Source organism: Chryseobacterium sp. CFS2 (assembly GCF_036543225.1).
Classification (GTDB): domain Bacteria; phylum Bacteroidota; class Bacteroidia; order Flavobacteriales; family Weeksellaceae; genus Chryseobacterium; species Chryseobacterium culicis_A.
Genome location: NZ_JAZHQU010000005.1, coordinates 403,469 through 423,084 on the forward strand (window position 1 = coordinate 403,469; position 19,616 = coordinate 423,084).

The 19,616-nt window shown below is 36.4% G+C and carries 14 protein-coding genes; 9 read left to right on the forward strand and 5 right to left on the reverse strand.

The window, feature by feature from the left end:
• Nucleotides 1-26 precede the first annotated feature (26 nt).
• The 5 genes from ODR02_RS14665 (at nt 27) to polA (ending at nt 8,234) form a co-directional block, all read left to right on the forward strand.
• Nucleotides 27-2,525, forward strand: a complete 2,499-nt coding sequence (locus tag ODR02_RS14665) for an ATP-dependent Clp protease ATP-binding subunit (RefSeq protein ID WP_309513414.1) — start codon at nt 27-29, stop codon at nt 2,523-2,525.
• Between the two features lie 65 nt (nt 2,526-2,590).
• Nucleotides 2,591-3,454, forward strand: coding sequence for a lytic transglycosylase domain-containing protein (locus ODR02_RS14670; protein ID WP_309513415.1), 864 nt, complete (start codon nt 2,591-2,593; stop codon nt 3,452-3,454).
• A gap of 345 nt (nt 3,455-3,799) precedes the next feature.
• Nucleotides 3,800-4,213 (forward strand): type VI secretion system tube protein TssD, encoded by a 414-nt coding sequence (tssD, locus tag ODR02_RS14675; RefSeq protein WP_105684426.1) that lies wholly within the window; start codon nt 3,800-3,802, stop codon nt 4,211-4,213.
• 534 nt (nt 4,214-4,747) lie between these two features.
• Nucleotides 4,748-5,161: a type VI secretion system tube protein TssD gene (gene tssD, locus ODR02_RS14680; RefSeq protein WP_123276316.1), complete on the forward strand. Its 414-nt coding sequence runs from the start codon at nt 4,748-4,750 to the stop codon at nt 5,159-5,161.
• Nucleotides 5,162-5,399: 238 nt separating this feature from the next.
• The gene (polA, locus tag ODR02_RS14685) at nt 5,400-8,234 is read left to right on the forward strand and encodes a DNA polymerase I (protein ID WP_309513416.1); all 2,835 of its coding nucleotides are present in this window, start codon (nt 5,400-5,402) and stop codon (nt 8,232-8,234) included.
• Between the two features lie 64 nt (nt 8,235-8,298).
• Here the strand turns inward: polA and ODR02_RS14690 are convergent, their stop codons facing one another.
• Genes ODR02_RS14690 through ODR02_RS14700 form a run of 3 tightly spaced genes read right to left on the reverse strand, consistent with a single transcriptional unit; the run spans nt 8,299 to nt 9,864 of the window.
• Nucleotides 8,299-8,859 (reverse strand): hypothetical protein, encoded by a 561-nt coding sequence (locus ODR02_RS14690; RefSeq protein ID WP_309513417.1) that lies wholly within the window; start codon nt 8,857-8,859, stop codon nt 8,299-8,301.
• A gap of 6 nt (nt 8,860-8,865) precedes the next feature.
• Complete coding sequence (locus tag ODR02_RS14695; protein WP_309513418.1) at nt 8,866-9,264, reverse strand: immunity 22 family protein; 399 nt, start codon at nt 9,262-9,264, stop codon at nt 8,866-8,868.
• 15 nt (nt 9,265-9,279) lie between these two features.
• Complete coding sequence (locus ODR02_RS14700) at nt 9,280-9,864, reverse strand: hypothetical protein (protein ID WP_209785740.1); 585 nt, start codon at nt 9,862-9,864, stop codon at nt 9,280-9,282.
• 190 nt (nt 9,865-10,054) lie between these two features.
• On the opposite strand from ODR02_RS14700, the gene ODR02_RS14705 reads away from it, so the two are divergent.
• Nucleotides 10,055-10,702, forward strand: a complete 648-nt coding sequence (locus ODR02_RS14705) for an MgtC/SapB family protein (RefSeq protein WP_209785739.1) — start codon at nt 10,055-10,057, stop codon at nt 10,700-10,702.
• Nucleotides 10,703-10,743: 41 nt separating this feature from the next.
• Here the strand turns inward: ODR02_RS14705 and ODR02_RS14710 are convergent, their stop codons facing one another.
• Nucleotides 10,744-11,229 (reverse strand): copper resistance protein NlpE, encoded by a 486-nt coding sequence (locus ODR02_RS14710; RefSeq protein ID WP_245169765.1) that lies wholly within the window; start codon nt 11,227-11,229, stop codon nt 10,744-10,746.
• Nucleotides 11,230-11,497: 268 nt separating this feature from the next.
• Between ODR02_RS14710 and ODR02_RS14715 the strand changes: the two genes are divergently transcribed.
• The 3 genes from ODR02_RS14715 (at nt 11,498) to ODR02_RS14725 (ending at nt 15,780) form a co-directional block, all read left to right on the forward strand.
• A complete protein-coding gene (locus tag ODR02_RS14715) occupies nt 11,498-13,636 on the forward strand; it encodes a S46 family peptidase (RefSeq protein ID WP_209785738.1) in 2,139 nt (712 codons plus the stop codon).
• Between the two features lie 72 nt (nt 13,637-13,708).
• Nucleotides 13,709-14,707 carry a polysaccharide deacetylase family protein gene (locus tag ODR02_RS14720; RefSeq protein WP_209785737.1) on the forward strand — a complete coding sequence of 333 codons (999 nt, stop codon included), beginning with the start codon at nt 13,709-13,711 and terminating at the stop codon, nt 14,705-14,707.
• Nucleotides 14,704-15,780: a GNAT family N-acetyltransferase gene (locus tag ODR02_RS14725; protein WP_309513419.1), complete on the forward strand. Its 1,077-nt coding sequence runs from the start codon at nt 14,704-14,706 to the stop codon at nt 15,778-15,780. Before ODR02_RS14720 ends, ODR02_RS14725 begins: the two co-directional genes overlap by 4 nt.
• 87 nt (nt 15,781-15,867) lie before the next feature.
• Here ODR02_RS14725 and ODR02_RS14730 read toward each other — a convergent pair whose 3' ends face one another.
• The gene (locus tag ODR02_RS14730) at nt 15,868-18,735 is read right to left on the reverse strand and encodes a M16 family metallopeptidase (RefSeq protein ID WP_209785735.1); all 2,868 of its coding nucleotides are present in this window, start codon (nt 18,733-18,735) and stop codon (nt 15,868-15,870) included.
• Nucleotides 18,736-19,616 lie beyond the last annotated feature (881 nt).

Genomic DNA, 19,616 nt, shown 5'->3' on the forward strand with positions numbered 1-19,616 from the left:
AATATATTAATATAAGAAAATTATAAATGGGAGTACTAGTAACCAACGAAACCGTAAAGCAACTATTTCATATTGCTCAGTCGATAGCGAAGGAAAATTATAATGGAACCTATGGAGGCCCGCATATTCTGCAGGCATTAATGCATAAAGATATCGGACTTAATGAATTCCTGAAAAGTATAGATAAAGATCCCGGCTATTTCTACGAATGGGCAGATGTCCGTATTGAAGAATATCCTAAAACTAATCACCTGCCGGATGAAGTAGGTCAGGATGATGCTATAGATACACTTATAGAAGAAGCAGATGATATCCGTTTAAAATTAGGATTGGATGAGATTACTCCCATCTGTATTCTTACCGCAATTGTAAAACCACAGGTGGTATTTTCACTTCAGCAGCTGAAATCACTTCCGCTGAGAGAACATGAAATTTTCAATCTGTACAGAAAAGATACACCATTTGCCGTTTCTGAAGACGGAGATTTTTCATCATTATTTTCAAATGGTACATCAGACTATTCAGACTCTTCATTTCCTTCCATTAAAAGCTACTGTGTAGACAGAACAGCACAGGCCAGAAAAGGAGAAATTGAAAATATCATCGGCAGAGATAAAGAATTGAGAATGCTGGTGGAAATACTTTGCCGAAGAAGCAAACCGAATGTGATCATCATTGGAGAGCCTGGAGTAGGGAAAACTGCTTTGGTAGAAGGCTTTGCTACTGAAATTATCAAAGGAAATGTTCCTGAAATGCTTAAAAACGGTACCCTTTTAGAACTGGATACTGGTGCCCTGTTAGCAGGAACTTCTTATAAAGGTGAAATTGAAGACCGTCTGAAAAAAGTTATCAATGAATGTAAAAAAATAGAAAAAGCTATTCTTTTCATTGACGAAATTCATACCCTTTTAGATCCGAAAGGAAGCATCGGAAATGTTGCCAATCTTCTGAAACCTGAACTTGCCAGAGGGGAAATTACCGTAATTGGAGCAACTACTCAGGAAGAATATAGAAAAATTATAGAGCCGGAACAGGCTTTCAACCGTCGTTTTGAAGTGTTAACCGTTCACGAACCGGATGAAAAGACTTGCGTAAAAATGATTGACGTACTTCTTGATGGCTATAAAAAACATCATGGTATTGAAGTCGAAAAAACAGCTATTCCCGAATGTGTACGTCTGGCAAAAAGATATGCAAAAGGCAAAAAATTGCCGGATGCAGCTATTGACTTGTTAGACAGAACAATGGCAGCCATCAAAATGCTTGATGAACTCTCAGAAAAAGAACTTAACAGCTGGAAAGAAAGCTATGATGCTATTTTAACAGAAGAATATGCAGACAGTAAAGATAAAGCGGATGAACTGATCTGGACTTATAACTTACTAAGAGACAAAATAAGCCCAATCCTATGGGGTTCTTTAAGTGAACAGCCTGCGATTGACAATTCTATGCCGGTAGATCAGATTCAGAAAATCATTGAAGATACGTATGCTGAGCTTCTACAGCATGCCGCCAAAAAAAGAGAAAAAGTAGACAGGCTGGAACTGGCAGCAGTAATGGCCGCTAAAACCAATATCCCAATCGGGAAGATCCAGGCTCAGGAAAAAGAAAAACTCCTGAATATGGAATCCCTTCTACTGAACAGAGTGGTAGGACAGGATCATGCATTAAAAATCCTTTCTGATGCTATCGTTGAAAACCGAAGCGGATTGAATAAACCAGGACAGCCAATCGGGTCTTTCTTCCTTCTTGGACCTACCGGAACCGGTAAAACAGAGCTGGCAAAATCTATGGCGGAACTGCTTTTCAATGATGAAAAGGCAATGGTACGCTTTGATATGTCAGAATTTAAAGAAGAACATTCCGCAGCGTTATTATATGGAGCGCCTCCAGGATATGTAGGATATGAGGAAGGTGGTATGCTGGTGAACAAAATCAGACAACAGCCTTATACCGTTGTATTATTTGATGAAATTGAAAAAGCACACCATTCTGTTTTTGACGTATTCCTGCAGATTATGGACGAAGGAAAAGTTCATGACAAATTAGGGAAAGAAGGAGATTTCAGTAATGCCCTGATTCTGTTTACTTCCAATATCGGAAGTGAAGAAATTGTAAAACAGTTTGAAGAAGGAAAAATTCCGGAATCATCTTCACTGATGCAAATTATGTCAAACTCCGGACGATTCAGACCTGAGTTTTTGGCAAGAATTACAGAGATTATTCCTTTCGCACCAATCACAGAATCCATTGCAGAAAGAATCTTTAATATTCAGTTGAAATCACTTCATACTTCATTAACGAGATTAGGAATTGCTTTAAAAATTACTGATGATGCCGTAAGAAATCTTGCATTGGGAGGATTCAGCAGCAAATATGGAGCAAGACAGATCTCAGGAGTAATCCGTGCACAGCTTGCCAGGCCAATCTCCAAAATGATTGTTAGAGAAGAAGTAAAATCCGGACAGACCATTCATGTAGACTGGAATAATGAAGAAGAAAAATTAAGCTGGAAAGTAGATTAAGTATAAAGTAAGAAGGCAGATCTGCGAACCGCGTTTTGCCTTTTTTGCTTATAAATAAAATTAAAATGAAAACGATTGTCAGAAATATCTTTACAGGTTTACTATTATTGGGAACTGTTGTTTTTGTAAACGGACAGTTTCTTGCCGCTTCCGATACTTCGGAAAGCAGTGTGAAAAAGTATAAAGGTATCATTAATGCCAATAAAGATCTGGTAGAATTTATTGAACAGTTACTTCTTCAGAAAGGGCTTCCCAAGCATTTGAGAAACCTGGCTCTGATTGAGTCCCATTTTGACAGAAATATTACCTCAGGAGCCGGAGCTGTAGGAGTCTGGCAGTTTATGACGGCACATGCCAACCAGTATGGGCTTACAGAACAAGGCCGTACTGATCTTTATAAAAGTACCAAAACAGCGGCCATTTCTTTGAGTAATCTTTATAAAAAGTATAACAACTGGGTGACAGTAGTAGCTGCTTATAACTGTGGTGAAGGAAATATTGCCAAAGCAATGGAAGCCGCAGGTTCCTCGCAGTACCATGAGTTTTATAAATACCTTCCCGGAGAAACCATTAATCACGTGAAGAAATACCTGAATGCATGCTATGCTACGGGAGAACTTCAAAGTGTATTGAATAACTATAATTCGTCGAGAATCAATAAGATTTTCTTTGAGGGAGACCGAAAAGAGACTGCTGCAGCGCTTTCAGAAACAGAGATCAATGCCGGATTCAATCTGAACATTGTGGCTGCTGAATTAAATGTAGACGTAGAGAAAATTCTTGCCTGGAATCCGGGAATTGTAGAAGAACTCCAGAGAAAAGGAGAAAGTGCTTTCTATCTTCCCATCGATCTTATGCCCGATTTTCTGCTGAGAAAAAATAAAATACTGGTTCGTTCCATAAAAGAAGGAGGAAAGACCCAACAGTAAAATAATGTCAGATAAAATAAAAAGCAATCAGTGTCACTGGTTGCTTTTTTTATGATAGAAATCTGTTAAAGCTATCCTAACTTTATATTAAAGAAATCTTAATATTTCTCACTGAGGTGTAAAATTATTGTTTTTGTTGTTAATTTTCAATCAGTTAAAACCCTTTGCTGATGGTATTTCGGGTGAGTTTGTTAAATCCTTTGTCGTAGAATTACTACAAGAAATCGTAGAATTACTACAAATTTTCAGATTTCCCTTCAAAAGCTTTTTTTAGCAGAAAAGAGCGTCTATATTTGCTAACACAATCACCGAATCACAAAATATTAACGATCAAAATTTACAATCATGGCCGAAAGAAATTCAAGAGGAATCTTAAAATTCAACAACGGAGAAGGACAGAAGCTGTTAAAAATGAATTACAGCGTTTCAAGATCTACAGACGTTTCAGGACGTGTAGCATCAGACCCTTCTAACGCACTGATCAAAGTTACAGTAGAAGCTACTGAAAAATCAGACATCCTTGAAAGCTTGTTAAATGGTAAATACAAGCCAACAGTAGGAGAAATCACTTTCAACAAATCTCATGAAGAAGGAACATTAATTAATTTGAAATGGGAGAATGGATATGTGATCCAGCACGAAGTAGATTTCGATGCAATAGACAGCAACAGTATGCTGGTAAGCTTCGTCATCAGTGCTGAAACGATTGACTACGGTACTTCTCAGTACGCGGGGCTATGGCCTTCAGCAGGTAAATAAGCCTATTCATCATCTTAGTAAAAATAAAATTGGTACAGAACAGTACACTCTTCCGAGTATACTGTTCTGTTTTTTTGTTTAAAAGAATTTCAGAAACCATTTTCCAAAAAGAAAATGACAAGTGTATAAGGGATTCATCAATAGTTTAATCTCTTTCTAAAATTGAGAAAAGATAAAGTAACCACATTCAGAACAACCGGAAAATAACAAAAATAACCAGACCTTCAAAAGGTCTTTTTTTATATAAATAAGTAAAATCAGACCATTGTATTTCTCTTAATGGTGTAATAATATATAAATGATTGATGCTTTTTAACGGCTTTTAAAATATTTATTTATAGAGGGTTGTATTTTTATTTAAATCTAATGTCGTAGAATTACGACATGAAATCGTAGAACTACGACACCAAATCGTATAATTACTACACTTTTTCAGATTTCCCTTCAATTGCTTTTTTTTCAAAACCAAGGGCTTTATCTTTGTTATATAATTATTGAATTACAATTTATTACTAACGATTAAAATTTACAATCATGGCAGAAAGAAATTCAAGAGGAATCTTAAAATTCAACAACGGTGAAGGACAGAAACTGTTAAAAATGAACTACAGTGTATCAAGATCTACAGACGTATCAGGACGTGTAGCATCAGATCCTTCTAACGCATTGATCAAGGTTACAGTAGAAGCTACTGAAAAATCAGACATCCTTGAAAGCTTGTTAAACGGTAAATACAAGCCAACAGTAGGAGAAATCACTTTCAACAAATCTCACGAAGAAGGAACATTAATTACTTTGAAATGGGAAAATGGATATGTAATCCAGCACGAAGTAGATTTCGATGCAATAGACAGCAACAGTATGCTGATCAGTTTCGTAATCAGTGCTGAGACTATCGACTACGGTACTTCTCAGTACGCAGGACTATGGCCTTCTTCAGGTAAATAATCCAATCAACTTAAATAAAAAAAGGAACAGTATACCATCGGTATGCTGTTTTTTGTTTTTATCAGTCACTGAAAACATTTATAAACAAATAGTTTAGAAAAAATTCACAAGCGAAGCGAATTGACTATTCATCATACTCTACATCCCATATCCCAGCTCATGAAATTCACCTCCGAAACCCTTCCGCAGACTTCCAGTTTTTACTCCTATTTTCTTATATTTGTTCATTATTCAAAATATGGACGCAACACAAGATAAAAGGCTGTTTCTCATCGATGCCTATGCGATGATCTTTCGTGGTTATCACGCAATGTATAAAAGCCAGCGATTTACAAATTCAGGAATTGAAACCACTGCTATTTTTGGTTTTATGAATTCATTGATTGAATTGATCAGAAAAGAAAAGCCAACGCATTTAGCTGTTGTTTTTGATGTAGGACAGGCAAGTGTTCGAACAAACGATTACGCAGACTATAAGGCCAACAGAAGTGAAACTCCTGAAGCTATCAAGATTGGTGTTCCATATATTCATCGAATTTTAGAAGCGATGCATGTTCCACGTTTGGGAGTTGAAGGATATGAAGCTGATGATGTCATCGGAACTATTGCATGCAAGGCTGAAAAAGAAGGATATACTGTATTTATGGTAACTCCAGATAAAGATTTTGGACAACTGGTTACAGATAATATTAAAATTTATAAGCCTGGTTATAAAGGTGGTGAAATCCAAATACTTGGTGTTGAAGAGATAAAAGCTAAATATGAAATTGAAGATCCTAAGCAGGTTATTGATTTCCTGGCTATGATGGGTGACTCTTCGGATAATATTCCGGGACTGGAAGGAGTAGGAGAGAAAACGGCGATGAAATTCCTGAAAGAATTCGGAAATATCGAAACTTTGCTGGCGAACACAGATAAACTGAAAGGAAAACTGAAAGAAAAGGTAGAAGCTTCCGCAGAACGTGGTATTTTATCTAAAAAACTGGCTACCATTATCTGTGATGCTCCCGTAGAATTCCATCAGGAACAATATGACCTGGAAACTCCGGATTTTGAAAAAGTAAAAGAAGTCTTTGATGAAATAGAATTCAGAAGACTATATGAGAACCTTTACAGAGCCTTTGCTCCTGCTGCTACAGAAACCGTAGTGGTGAGTGAAGTGGAAGTGAAGCAGACTCCGGCAGGAACAGAATTGAAAGGACAGGTTATGCAACTTGATCTTTTTGCCAATTTCGAAGAACTGGAACAGGCTACTTCCACAAAATCTACCATTGAACAGAACGATCATCTTTATCAGTTTATAGATAATCCCAAAGCTCAGAAAAAACTTGTAGATAATCTGCTGCTGCAGAAAGTTGTTTGCTTTGATACGGAAACAACTTCATTAAACGAACTGGAAGCTGAATTGGTAGGAATGAGTTTCTCCTATAAAAAAGGACTTGCCTATTACATTCCTCTTTCTGAAAACAGAGAAGAGGTTTTACAGACTTTGGAGATTTTCAGACCATTTTTTGAAAAAGAAGACCTGTTGAAAATTGCTCATAATCTTAAATACGATTATAAAGTTTTACAACAATACGATATCACCGTTAAAGGGGCTATGTTTGATACCATGATTGCCCATTATCTGCTGAATCCGGACGGAAGACATGGCATGGATTACCTTTCAGAAGTATACCTGAACTACAAACCGGTATCTATTGAAACAATCATTGGGAAAAAAGGTAAAAAACAAGGCAGCTTCAGAGATGCAGATGTAAGAACGCAGACGGATTATGCCGCAGAAGATGCTGACGTAACATTCCAGTTGTATGAGCTTTTTGCACCACAACTGAAAAAAGAAAACCTGGAAGAGCTTTTCTATAATATTGAAATGCCTCTGATGGAAGTGCTGGCAAAAATGGAACTGGCAGGAATTTCTCTGGATGAAAAATGGCTGGCACAGGAAAGTGTTGACCTTGAAAATGATCTGAAACAACTGGAAGGGAAGATTTTTGAACTTTCAGAAGAAGAATTCAATATGAATTCGCCTAAACAGCTGGGAGAGATTCTGTTTGAAAAGTTACAGCTGGATCCAAAAGCTAAGAAAACAAAAACCGGACAATATGCAACCTCAGAAGATGTTCTTCAAAAGTTATCTTCAAAACATGAGATCATCAAATATATTCTGGAATACAGAACGTATCAGAAACTGAAATCAACCTATGTAGACGCTTTGCCTTCACAGATTGAGAAAAAAGATAACAGAGTACATACCAATTTCTCACAAACTACTGCTGCTACAGGCCGTTTGGCGAGTGTAAACCCGAACCTGCAAAATATTCCGATCCGAACGGTGAGAGGACAGCAGATTCGTGGAGCCTTTGTTTCAGGAGAAGGAAAGAAAATTATTTCTGCCGATTACTCTCAGATCGAACTTCGTTTGATTGCTGAAATTTCAGGAGAGGACAATATGATCAAAGCCTTTCAGAATGGAGAAGATATTCACGCTTCCACGGCTGCGAAACTCTTTAAAATTTCATTGGAAGAAGTCTCCAAAACCCAGAGAAGTCAGGCTAAAACCGTAAACTTTGGGATTATTTACGGACAGGGAGCTTTTGCGCTGGCAGAACAAACCGGATTATCGCGTACAGAAGCCAAGCAGATGATTGAAGCCTATTTCGAAACCTATCCAAAGCTGAAGGAATACATGGCAGAACAGGTGAACAAAGCTCGTCAGTTAGGCTATGTAGAAACTATTTTAGGAAGAAAACGTCACTTAAAAGATATCAATTCCAACAACTTTGTGGTAAGAGGTCATGCTGAAAGGAATGCTGTAAATGCTCCGGTTCAGGGAAGTGCCGCAGATGTTGTAAAGCTTGCCATGATTAAAATAGACAGGGAACTTGAAGAACAACAGCTAAAAACAAAAATGCTGCTTCAGGTACATGACGAATTGATATTCGAATCTCCGGTGGATGAGATTGAATCAGCGTCAAAACTGATCAAAACTGAAATGGAAAATGCCTTAAAAACACAGGTTCCGCTATTGGTAGAAATTGGAGTAGGAGACAACTGGCTGGAAGCTCATTAATCAATACTGTAAATCAAACCTTAAATAAAAAAACTTCCGTCTTTTGGGCGGAAGTTTTTGTTTTTTAATAGAGATAATTGCCCTTGAAAGTTTCAAGTTTTATTTGCAGATCCTGTTTTATTTTCTCATTAATCGTTACCCATTGATGAGGATTATCAAGTTTGAAATCTTTGTATACACCCAGTAATTCCTCAAAATTAGCTTTGAAAAGATTTGATTTCACAAATACTCCGCTTTCAAAAAGTTCAGTATATTCATCAAACCGATAAAGAAGAAACTGCTCTTCGTCGGTAAGCCGTTCTTCATAAGAAATATGGGTGACGGTTTCAAAGATATTTTTTAAAACTACTTTATGTTCATCTAGCAGATGATATAAAACTCCCAATACAGCTCTGGATGTGATTTCTGAATCTGAATCAAGAGTATTATTATTTAAAATCTGTTTGATATCGTGTGTATTTGAACAAGTGGAGAGCTCAATGAATACATATTCAGATTCATTCTCAGACGCCAATATGGAATCAGCCCAGTTAATAACCTTTTCTTTTCTGATCACACCATATTCCAAAAGGATTACAAAAACCTTCAGGAGATTCCCGTAATCCTTTATTGAGGCTCTTTTCATTGAAGTCTAAATGCTATATTCTAATTCCCCAACATAATGCAGTGCAAAATCGTCATTTTCTACAGAAACAGGATTGGGAATAACAAATCTTGTAGCAAAAATGATCGCATTTATAGGAGTGTCCAGACTGAGTTCATTCAGTTTGTTTTCCAGAATCGGAAGCCATTGATCAGCATAAGAATATTCTGCAAATTTGTCATAAAGACTAAGGCTTTCATCCTCAAAACCATATTCTATAAAGTCATCGTCAAACCACTTGATATTCTGTGATTCCGCGAATTTGGAAACATACTGATCGTCACTCTCTTCTTCTATATAATAATTTTCATCCTCTTCTACAAAAGCATAAAAATCTTCTTCATTTTTAAAATATCCTAACCAGAAGTGTGAAATTTCTTTATCCATAATTTTATATAAGTATTATTTTTTGATATTTTTTAGCAGATGGGATTTTTCACCACTGATAAGCATCCCGGTCATGATAGCGAAACCTGCTGCATCTCCTATATTAACATTGATTTTTTCTGAAAATTGCTGAATAAAATCCCCGTTATTAAGATCATAGAGCCTAAATAATGAATTTCCAAAAGTCATTCCCATAGATTGGTTAACATTGAATACAACCGGAAGCAGCAGTAAATCTGCACTGCCGAATTTTTCTTTAATATAATTCATTTCCTCAGTACTGATAATAGTGGTAAGCCTGGGAAAAATTTTTACTTCTTTAGATTTATAATCTTTCTCAGCGACTTTCTTTAAAATATCCATCACTTTTGTATCCATATTAGCGCGCAAAACGGCAACATCATTAAATTTTAATTGAAGAGTATCCTTTAAAATTTTCTTTGTAATGACATCATTGTCTTCAAAATTGTTGATAATAGGTACAAAAGCCACCGTTGACCCATCGCTTTTAAAAGAATAGTTTTCATTAAACACTTTTTGAGCTTGGAAAAATGTTATTCCGGATAGCATCGTAAACAAGGCGAAAATAAGGTTTTTCATAGGGTATTTCTATTACAGTCTCTTTGTTGATTGTCTTTGGTAATTGAGAATGGTTACTATTAAAATGTAATATTACAAAAGTTTTTTCGTGAAATAAATTTTTTGAGGTGACAACGCAAAATCTGCGCAGCAAAAATAGTTCCTTAATGGTATTTTATTGTAAATTTATTCTCAGTTTAAATTTAAAAAAATGGATTTTCTTCAGGATCATTATGCTATTAAAAATGAATTGCTGCTTATCCTTATTTCTGTTATTTTAGGGCTGTTCATTGGTGCTGAACGGGAATATCGTAATAAATCTGCCGGTCTCAGAACTTTTATTCTGGTATGTTTCGGTGCCTGCCTGTTTACGATACTTTCTATAAAAATAGGGGTTGCCAATCCCGATCGTCTTGCAGCCAATATCATTACGGGAATCGGTTTTCTGGGAGCAGGCGTGATTTTTAAAGGAGATAATAAAATTGAAGGAATTACTACCGCAACAACCATTTGGGCCACAGCTTCTATAGGAATGGCTGTAGGGTCCGGATATGTCTATATTGCCATGCTAGGAACGGCTTTAGTATTAATCATTTTAAGTGCTTTGACTTATTTGCAGAATTTTATTGATAATTATAATAAAGTAAGAGAATACAGAATAGCAGTCTCCAGCTCAGGGGATATTAAATATTGCGAAAATATCTTTAAGGAAAATCATTTGAAATTTCAGATGATCAGACAGCAGTATTCACAGGAAGGTTTTACAGTGATCTGGAGGATTACAGGAAAAAACACTCATCATGAAGGATTAACCAAACGGTTGGTAGATGATCCAAAGATTACCGCCTATCAGTTTTAGATGAGGTATATGCAAAAAAATAAAGGCCTGAGCCTTTATTTTTATTTTTTCTTGAAAATGTAAAGATCCTTGTTGGGACCGTCAATCTCTTTTCCTTCCATATCTAGCTGGATCAGTATATTCTCTCCAACCTTATATTTATAATTGGCCGATTTTCCTTTTAACGTAATCATACTTCCTGTAGCATCCCATGCAAAAGTACCTTTATCCTGGTTCTTTGAATTTCTGTCAAGATATTCTTCAGTAATGCTGAATGTTTTATCATTGTTCAATGTTAAAGAAGTCTTGATTCCCGGACAGTCAGCACATGGAACAGTTGCTTCATAAGTACCGGCCCAGTCCAATGCATTTTCAGAGGTATCACCCGCTGCTGTAGGCGTTGCTTTGGTAATGCTGTCTGCGGCTACAGGCTGAACTGCTGTTGCAGAATCTGTGTTGGCCGTTGTTTCAGTGGTTTCTTTTTTAGTACATGAAGCTAAGAACAGCGTTGATACCATTCCCAACATAAGCATTTTGCTTTTCATCATAATAAGTAATTTAAGTATGTTTTTAATAATAAAGTTACTTCCAATAAACAAAAATTAAGCCAGAGGGAGGCGGGAGTTTAATGTTTAAAGTTTAATGTTGCTGGTTGATAGTTGTTAGTATATGGTTCGGATTTACTTTATATATTAAATGAATTTCTGTTTTCCCTTCATTAATACATTTTACAAAAACCTACTCTTAACAACTTTTCCGCCCGTTTTATAAAGCCTATTCTTATTTTTCTTCGTAAATTGGGGCAAAATTTTGATTATGACAAAAAAGATACTTTTATCTGTATTTCTTTTGCCGGCTGCAATGGCATTTGCGCAACAATATGGAGGAATGTGGATTCCTACAGAGCTGAATGAAAAGGAAATGAAGGATTTAGGAATGAAAATTTCTGCAAAAGATATTTTCAATCCTCAGAAGCCAAGCATTAAGGATGCGGTAGTACAGTTTAACGGCGGATGTACTGCAGAAATTATTTCGCCTAAAGGACTGCTTTTAACCAACCATCACTGTGGTTTCGGTCAGATTCAGGCACATTCTACAGTTCAGAATGACCTTCTTTCGAACGGATTCTGGGCAAAAAATACAGAAGGAGAGCTTCCTAATCCGGGAGTAAAAGTGGATTTTATTGTAGATATAAAAGAAGTTACTGATCATATTTTAGAAGGAACAGATAATCTTACAGAACCTGAACTGACTAAAAAGATCAACAACAATATTGAGGTGTACAAAAACTCTCAGAAAATTGAATCTTACCAGTCGATCATGGTAAAACCTATGTATTACGGAAACAAATACTATGCGTACACCATCGAAACTTATAAAGATATCCGTCTTGTAGGAGCTCCGCCTCAAAGCATCGGGAAATTCGGAAGTGATACAGACAACTGGGTTTGGCCTAGACACACCGGAGATTTCTCTATGTTTAGAATCTATGCAGATAAGAATAACCGACCTGCAGAATATTCAAAAGACAATGTACCTTACGTTCCAAAACACTATTTGCCGGTTTCTATAAAAGATAAAAACGAGAACGATTTTACTTTTGTATTCGGATTCCCGGGAAGAACTACAGAATATCTTCCTGCAGTAGGTGTTGAGAAAATCATGAAGGATATTGATCCTGCAAGAATTGCGGTACGTGATGTTGCGTTGAAAACATTAGACGAAAAAATGCGTGTAGACAATGAAACACGTATTAAATATGCTTCAAAATATGCTTCAGTAGCGAACTACTGGAAAAAGTGGATCGGTGAAGTAGAAGGATTGAAAAAATCCAATGCTGTAGAAAAGAAAGTAATGTACGAAGGTTCTTTGGTGGCTAAAAACCCGGAGATAAAGACTACTTTGGATCAGTTGAATAAACTTTACAATGATCAGGCTCCTTATGCATTAAACAATGCTTACTATACAGAAGTAATCAGAAATGCGGAGACTTTAAAGCTTGCCGGTGATTATTATGATTTCGTAGCTTCTGTAGAAGCCGGAAGAATGGATGAAAAGGAACTTTCAAAGTTAAAATCAAAATTAACTTCTTTCTATAAGGATTACAGTGCTGAGCTTGATGCAAAAGTAACTGCAAAACTATTGGCTTTATACGTTAATAAAACAGCACCACAGTTTTTACCGGCAGCATTCAATAAATATAAAGATGAGAATGCCAATATTCCTGTAGTAGAAGATATGTCTAAAAACTCTATTATCACAGGAAGAACTGCGGTAAACGGAGGAACACTGACTGCAGATATTGAGAAAGCATTTTCTAATCAGGATAAACTGATCAAAACGTTAAAGAAAGATCCTATTTATCAGCTGTATGTTTCTATGAGAGAAACCTATATGAAAACTGCAGATCCACAGTATACTTCACTTCAGGCAAAAATTGATGCTTTACAGAAGAAGTTCATGGCACAGCAGATGCAGACGGATAAAGACAGAAAGTTCTTCCCGGATGCCAACTCTACGCTTCGTGTAACTTATGGTAAAGTAAAAGGTTCTACTCCTAGAGATGCGGTTTCTTACGGATACCAGACTCACCTTGCCGGAGTAATGGAAAAATATGTTCCTGGAGATTATGAATTTGATGTTCCAAAGAAACTGATTGATCTTTACAACAAAAAAGATTTCGGAATCTATAAAGATAAAACAGGTGATGTTCCTGTAGGGTTTACTGCTACCAACCACACAACCGGAGGAAACTCAGGAAGCCCTGCTCTTGATGCTAACGGAAACCTTGTTGGATTGAATTTCGACAGGCAGTGGGAAGGAACAATGAGTGATATCAACTATGATCCTCGTTTCAGCAGAAACATCATGGTAGACACGAAATATATCCTTTTCATCATCGAAAAGTTCGCTGACTCAAAGTGGCTTGTTGATGAAATGAAGATTATAAAATAATTTTTAAAAGTTATATCTTTAAGAATCTATTTAAACTGAGTTTTAAATAGATTCTTTTTTATTTTAAATAAGATGAAAGATAGGATCATCAATGTACTGGCAGCCTTCGAATCTGAAAATATCGGAAAATCTTTTCCGCTGGATTACTGTCTGCCACTTTATCACAGTGTTTCCGATAAAGAACTTCCTCATTTAAAACATGTGATCCGCTATAAGAATACCAGACAGTTTGAAGAAGATCTGGATCATATGGCAAAGAATTTTCAGTTTGTCGACTGGCAGGAATTCAAGGAATATAAAGCTGGAAATTTTAAACCTGCGAAAAAGATTGCTTTGCTCACCTTTGATGATGGCTTCAGAGAATTTTATGATGTAGCGGTTCCTGTGTTGGAGCGTAAGGGAATTTATGCCTGTAATTTTATCAATCCTGCTTTCATAGACAATAAAGAGATGATGTTCAGGTGCAAAGCGAGCCTGCTTGCGGATGCTGCTGAAAAAATAAAAACCATAGATCCTGAAATTTATTTTATCTTATCGTTGAAAAACGCAGACAGGAGCATTTTACAAAAGAAAATTTTAACAATCAATTATCAGGAAAAAGATATTCTGGATGGGCTTGCAGAAAAATTTGAAATAGATTTTAAAACCTATTCCCAAGAATATAAGCCTTATTTAACCACAGCAGAATTAAAAGAACTTACGCGTAAAGGCTTCGGAATTTCTTCGCACAGCTGGGATCATCCGAAATATGGAGATTTATCTCTGAAAGAACAGATGGAAACAACGGATAAGACTTTTGCTTATTTAAAAGAAAATGGCTTCCTGTACGAAAGTTTTGCATTTCCGTTTACCGATTTTGAAGTAAGGAAAGACTTTTTTGATGAGCTCTATAAAAATGAGGAAATCTACTGCAGCTTTGGATGTGCTGGGATAAAACTGGACAGTGTAAAGAAAAACTTTCAAAGAATTCCCATGGAAATGGGAGAGAGCGGAGCGCAGATATTAAAAAAGGAAATTGCTTATTTCCGACTGAAAAAGCTCATCAATAAAAACATGATTATAAGAAAATGATAACCCTGAAAACATACAACAGAAAAGAACTGGAAGATTTTATATCAACCGGAGATTTTCAGCAATATGATTTTCTTCCCATTACAAAGCATCGTGCACTGTCTCATATTCAGAATCCAAAAGCATCAGACGAGGATACACTTCTTATCCTTGCTTTTTATGAAGAAAAACTGATCGGTTATGTGGGCTGTTTTCCGGATTGTTTTATCATTGATGGAAAAAAAATCCGATATGCGTGGCTCAGTACGCTGTATGCAAAGCCCGAGTACAGAAAAAAAAGACCGGCAAAAGCATTGCTTAAAAAAGTTTTTGAAGAATATGAAGGGAGAATTGCCATAACAGAATTTACCAAAGAAGCAGAAGCGCTTTACAATATAATGGGTGTTTTTGAATACGTTTTCCCCAAAGAAGGAAAGCGTTATTACTTCAGAACAGATGCTGCTAAAATGATTCCGGAGAAAAAGCCGGAAACCCAGTCATTGAAACCTCTTTTTCAAATCCTTGATGCTACGGCCAACGGACTTATTTCAATAAAGAACCTTATTGTGCCAAAACCCAACTTCAAATATGAAGTTCAGGATAGGATCGACAAAGAAAGTGCTGATTTTATCAATGGATTTTCTGGCCAACGGAATGCTGATGAAATTAATGCCTTTATAGATAATCCCTGGATTTTGAAGGGTGAAAAAGATGAAAAATACCTTTTTTCCAGTTTTGCCGGTACATTTAAATATTTCTGGATTAAAATTTTTGATCAGGATCAGAAAATTAAAGCCTGTCTCTTGTTGCAGCTTCGTGATGGATATCTTAAAATCCCTTACTTTTTCCCGAATGGTGATGCAGATGAGGTTGTCCGGTTTCTGAATTACTTTATTGTTACCCACAAAGTGAAAGGCTTTACCTCTTATCAAACCGTTTTGAACGAGGAAATACAACATTCAAAAGTGTTTTCCCCTATCTACGAACGTGATTTCACAAGAGAGTATCTGTTTCATAAAAATCTTCTGGAATTACTCCCCGATAATTTTAACCCAAACTATCAGGATGGAGACGGAGATTGTATGATGACGTAAAAGTATTGTAAATGATGAGTTATGAATTATCATTCATCATTTATAAAAAATAAACCGCCTGATAGTGTTATCAGGCGGTTTGTTTTTTTAATGTCCGAAAATATCTTTCAGGCTTACTTCTTTAAATGTTCCCATTTTATTGACAGCTTCCATATCAAGATTCTCTTTTTTACCGATAATGGCTGTATTAAAATGTATGGATTGGACTTCTGTCTGATAAAACTGTTTGATACCTTCAAACTCCAGGCTCTGGATCTGTTCATAAATATTCTTTCTGTAATCATGATGAATATTGAGCTTCTGCAGTCTTAAGGTATTAAAAAATATATTATTTCGGGTAACCCTTGTCGAAGCAATCTGCTTCAGCGCAGCATTTTTGGCATTCTCAAACTGAATAGGAACTTCGGGAAGTTCGTTCATCAGTTCGTTCAGGGTATCCACTGCAATCATTAGTTTGTCAGGTTGTGTTCCGATATAAGTGGTTACATAGTCAGGGTGCTTCAGCTCAGAGTTGGCTGCATAAGAAACATAGGCTGAGTAGGCAAGACTTTTACTTTCACGCATCTCCTGGAAAACAATTGAAGATAATCCTCTTCCAAAATATTCATTGAAAACATTGATCTTTCCAAAATGAAGCGGGTTCACTTCGTTTCCTTTACCAATCTTGCTCATTTCCATCTGAACCATATCATAGTTGATGAAATTGACATTTCCTCCCGTTGCAGGTTCCGGATATTGCTTGGCTTCCGGTATCTGAAGGCTCTCAGTTTCTATATACTGACCGATATATTCTTTGAAGTTTTCAAAATTTTTACCGTAGAAAAATACCTGATAAGGATATTTGAAAAGCTTTTTCATTCTGTCTGTGAATACTTCAGGATTGCTGCTTTCAAGCTCTTCCCTGGAAATGACATCTGTAAAACGTGAGTTGCTGCCCAGTTTTGTGTAATTGTTTAAAGCAGTTATAATACGGTTTTTGTCTTTCTTGATCGCCTGGCGGTTTTCCAGTACGGTACCCACAAACTGATTGTAGATTTCCTGATCAGGTTTTACATCCTGCATCCAATGCTGTAAAAGAGCAATTCCTTTTTCTATATTTTCTTCCAGTCCGCTTAGAGATATAATCAGCTGGTTGTTTGTTGTTTTAAAATCATTGCTGATTCCTATTTTGAAAAATTCCTTTTTCAAATCTTCCGGTGAATGGGTATCTGTTCCCAAATACTGCAGAAGCTGAGTAGAAATTCCTAGATCTCTGTCGTTATCACTTCCCAAAGGAAAAATAAAATGCAGCTGAGCAATATCGTTATACTTATTCTTTACAAAGCTTAGTTTCTTTCCGTTACGCTGATCCGTGATGATTTCTTTCTGATAATCGATAAACTCAGGTTTAATATCCTCAGTTTTATCTGCTAAAATATCTTTTAAAAACTCAGATTGTGTATCACGGTTGATTTTAACAGGAGTGATTCCCGGGTTGTCAACCCTGATCAATTTGTCATTTACCCCTTTTTCTTTATTGATAACCACATAGTTTTCTTTGAAAAAATCATGGGCAAAATTCACAATATCATCCTTAGTGAAAGAAGCATACTCATCCATTTCATTCAATTCTTCTTCCCAGGTTCTTCCTTTTATATAAGAATCATAGAGTGTGGTGGCAAGACCTTCAGCCGTTTCAAGGCCTTTCATTCTCTGAAGTTTGAAATCATTAATGATGGCGGGCAGCATCCAGTCCGGGAAATCTCCTTTCTTGATCAGTTCAATTTCGTCCAGTACCATATTCTTTGCTTCCTCCAGGGTTTGTGTTTCTTTAGGAACAGCAACGATGGAAAAATATCCATACTGTCTTAATCCCACAGAAAAAGCCTGAGCCCAAAGCATTTTCTGAGTCTGATTAATATGCAGATCCAGTAATCCGGCTTCCCCTCTGTTGCTGAGTATATTCGCTATCACATCCGCCAGCATAGCTTCTCTTGTTCCATAGCTTTCTGTTCTCCATGCCAGCTGAGTGCGTGGAGTAGTAGGGCTTTTCACTGTTCTTGTTACAACTTTTGTAATGGGTTGTTCAATAATTGGTGTCTTCTTAGGAAGTTCCTTATAAGGTAATGTACCGAAATAGTGATCAATTAACTGAATGGTCTTATCAAAATCAAGATCCCCAACCAATACCATGGCATAATTATTAGGAACATAATATTCATCGAAATATTTGTGAATAGCCTTCATTGAAGGATTTTTCAAATGCTCTGGCTTTCCCAGTGTCGTTTGCTGCCCATTAGGATGAGTAGGAAAAAGAGCATCCATCAGTTCAGAACTCACAAGCCTTGTGTCATTGTCCTGCGCCCTGTTGAACTCCTCATATACAGATTCCAGCTCGGTATGGAAAAGACGAAGTACAATTTCAGAAAACCTTTCCTTTTCTATTTTCAGCCATTTTTCAAGCTCGTTGTTCGGAATATTATTTTTGTATACTGTTTCATCAAACCAGGTGTGGGCATTGGTTCCACTTGCTCCCAGAGAAGAAATCGCTTTGTCATATTCATTGGCAATGGCGTATTGACTGGCTTCCTGAGAAACTTCATCAATCTTTTTATAGATTTCCTTTTTCTTTTCAGAATCCTGTTCTGCTTTATGCTCTTCATACAATGCTGAGATCTGGTCGAGGAGTTCCTTTTCCTTTTCCCAGTTCTGAGTTCCAATACGAGAAGTTCCTTTAAACATCATATGCTCCAGATAATGAGCCAGTCCTGTATTATCAGCCGGATCATTATTACTTCCTGTCCTTACGGGAATGAAGGTCTGTATCCTTGGAGCATCAAAATTTTGAGCAAGAAAAACCTTTAATCCATTTTTCAAAGTATAGATTCTGACGTTATTTTCGTCATGTGTTACCGTAATATATTCGTATTGGTTTTTATCCGTATGTACCGTTTCCTTATGTTGTCTGTCTGTCATATATAAAACTCATTTCATTCCTTAGAAACCGGAATGCACTACAAATGTAAGGAATCAAAAAAAAGTGTTGACTCTTTTTTATCATTATTACATCTATTGTTACAGTTGAAAAGGTGAATCATGAGGCACAAACAGTTTTTACTAATACCGTTTCCTCTTATATCTTATATAATGTACCACCTTTATTATTTATGACTGTCTATAGAAAATGGGCATTTATTTTTTCAGGAGCTATTTCCTGCTATCCATTCATACTCCTCACGCCAGCACGCTCCCACGCTCAGACCCATCCACTCTCCAACCCAAGCTGCGGGGTAACCATTTCTATCAGGGCTAGGGGAGAAGAGGGGAGTGAATTATAAATTATAAATTATAAATTATAAATGATGAATGATGAATGATGAATGATGAATGATGAATGATGAATGATGAATGATGAATGATGAATTCGGGGTTTGGGTTTTGAGTTACATGTTTAGAGTTTCGCATTCTGTTTTTTGATATTTGAGTTTTGTTTTTTCAGGCTTCGTATTATTACGATCCTCATTTTATATTATCCTCATCAGTATTTATATTCCATAAGAACAAGCTTTATCTAGTTTTCATAACACACTTTTTTTGTATACCTATATTATATATTATATATTATATCCAGTGTTCTCTGTGCAAGTCTGTGCCATCTGTGGGAAAAAATAACCACGCATCCCAACCAATACCCATTCTCACTACAATCATATTCAATATTAGCGTTGCTTGATCCCGTTTTCATTACACACTTTTTTTGTATACCTATATTATATCCATCATCCTCTGTGCAAATCCGTGCCATCTGTGGGAAAAAATAACCACGCATCCCAACCAATACCCATTCTCACTACAAT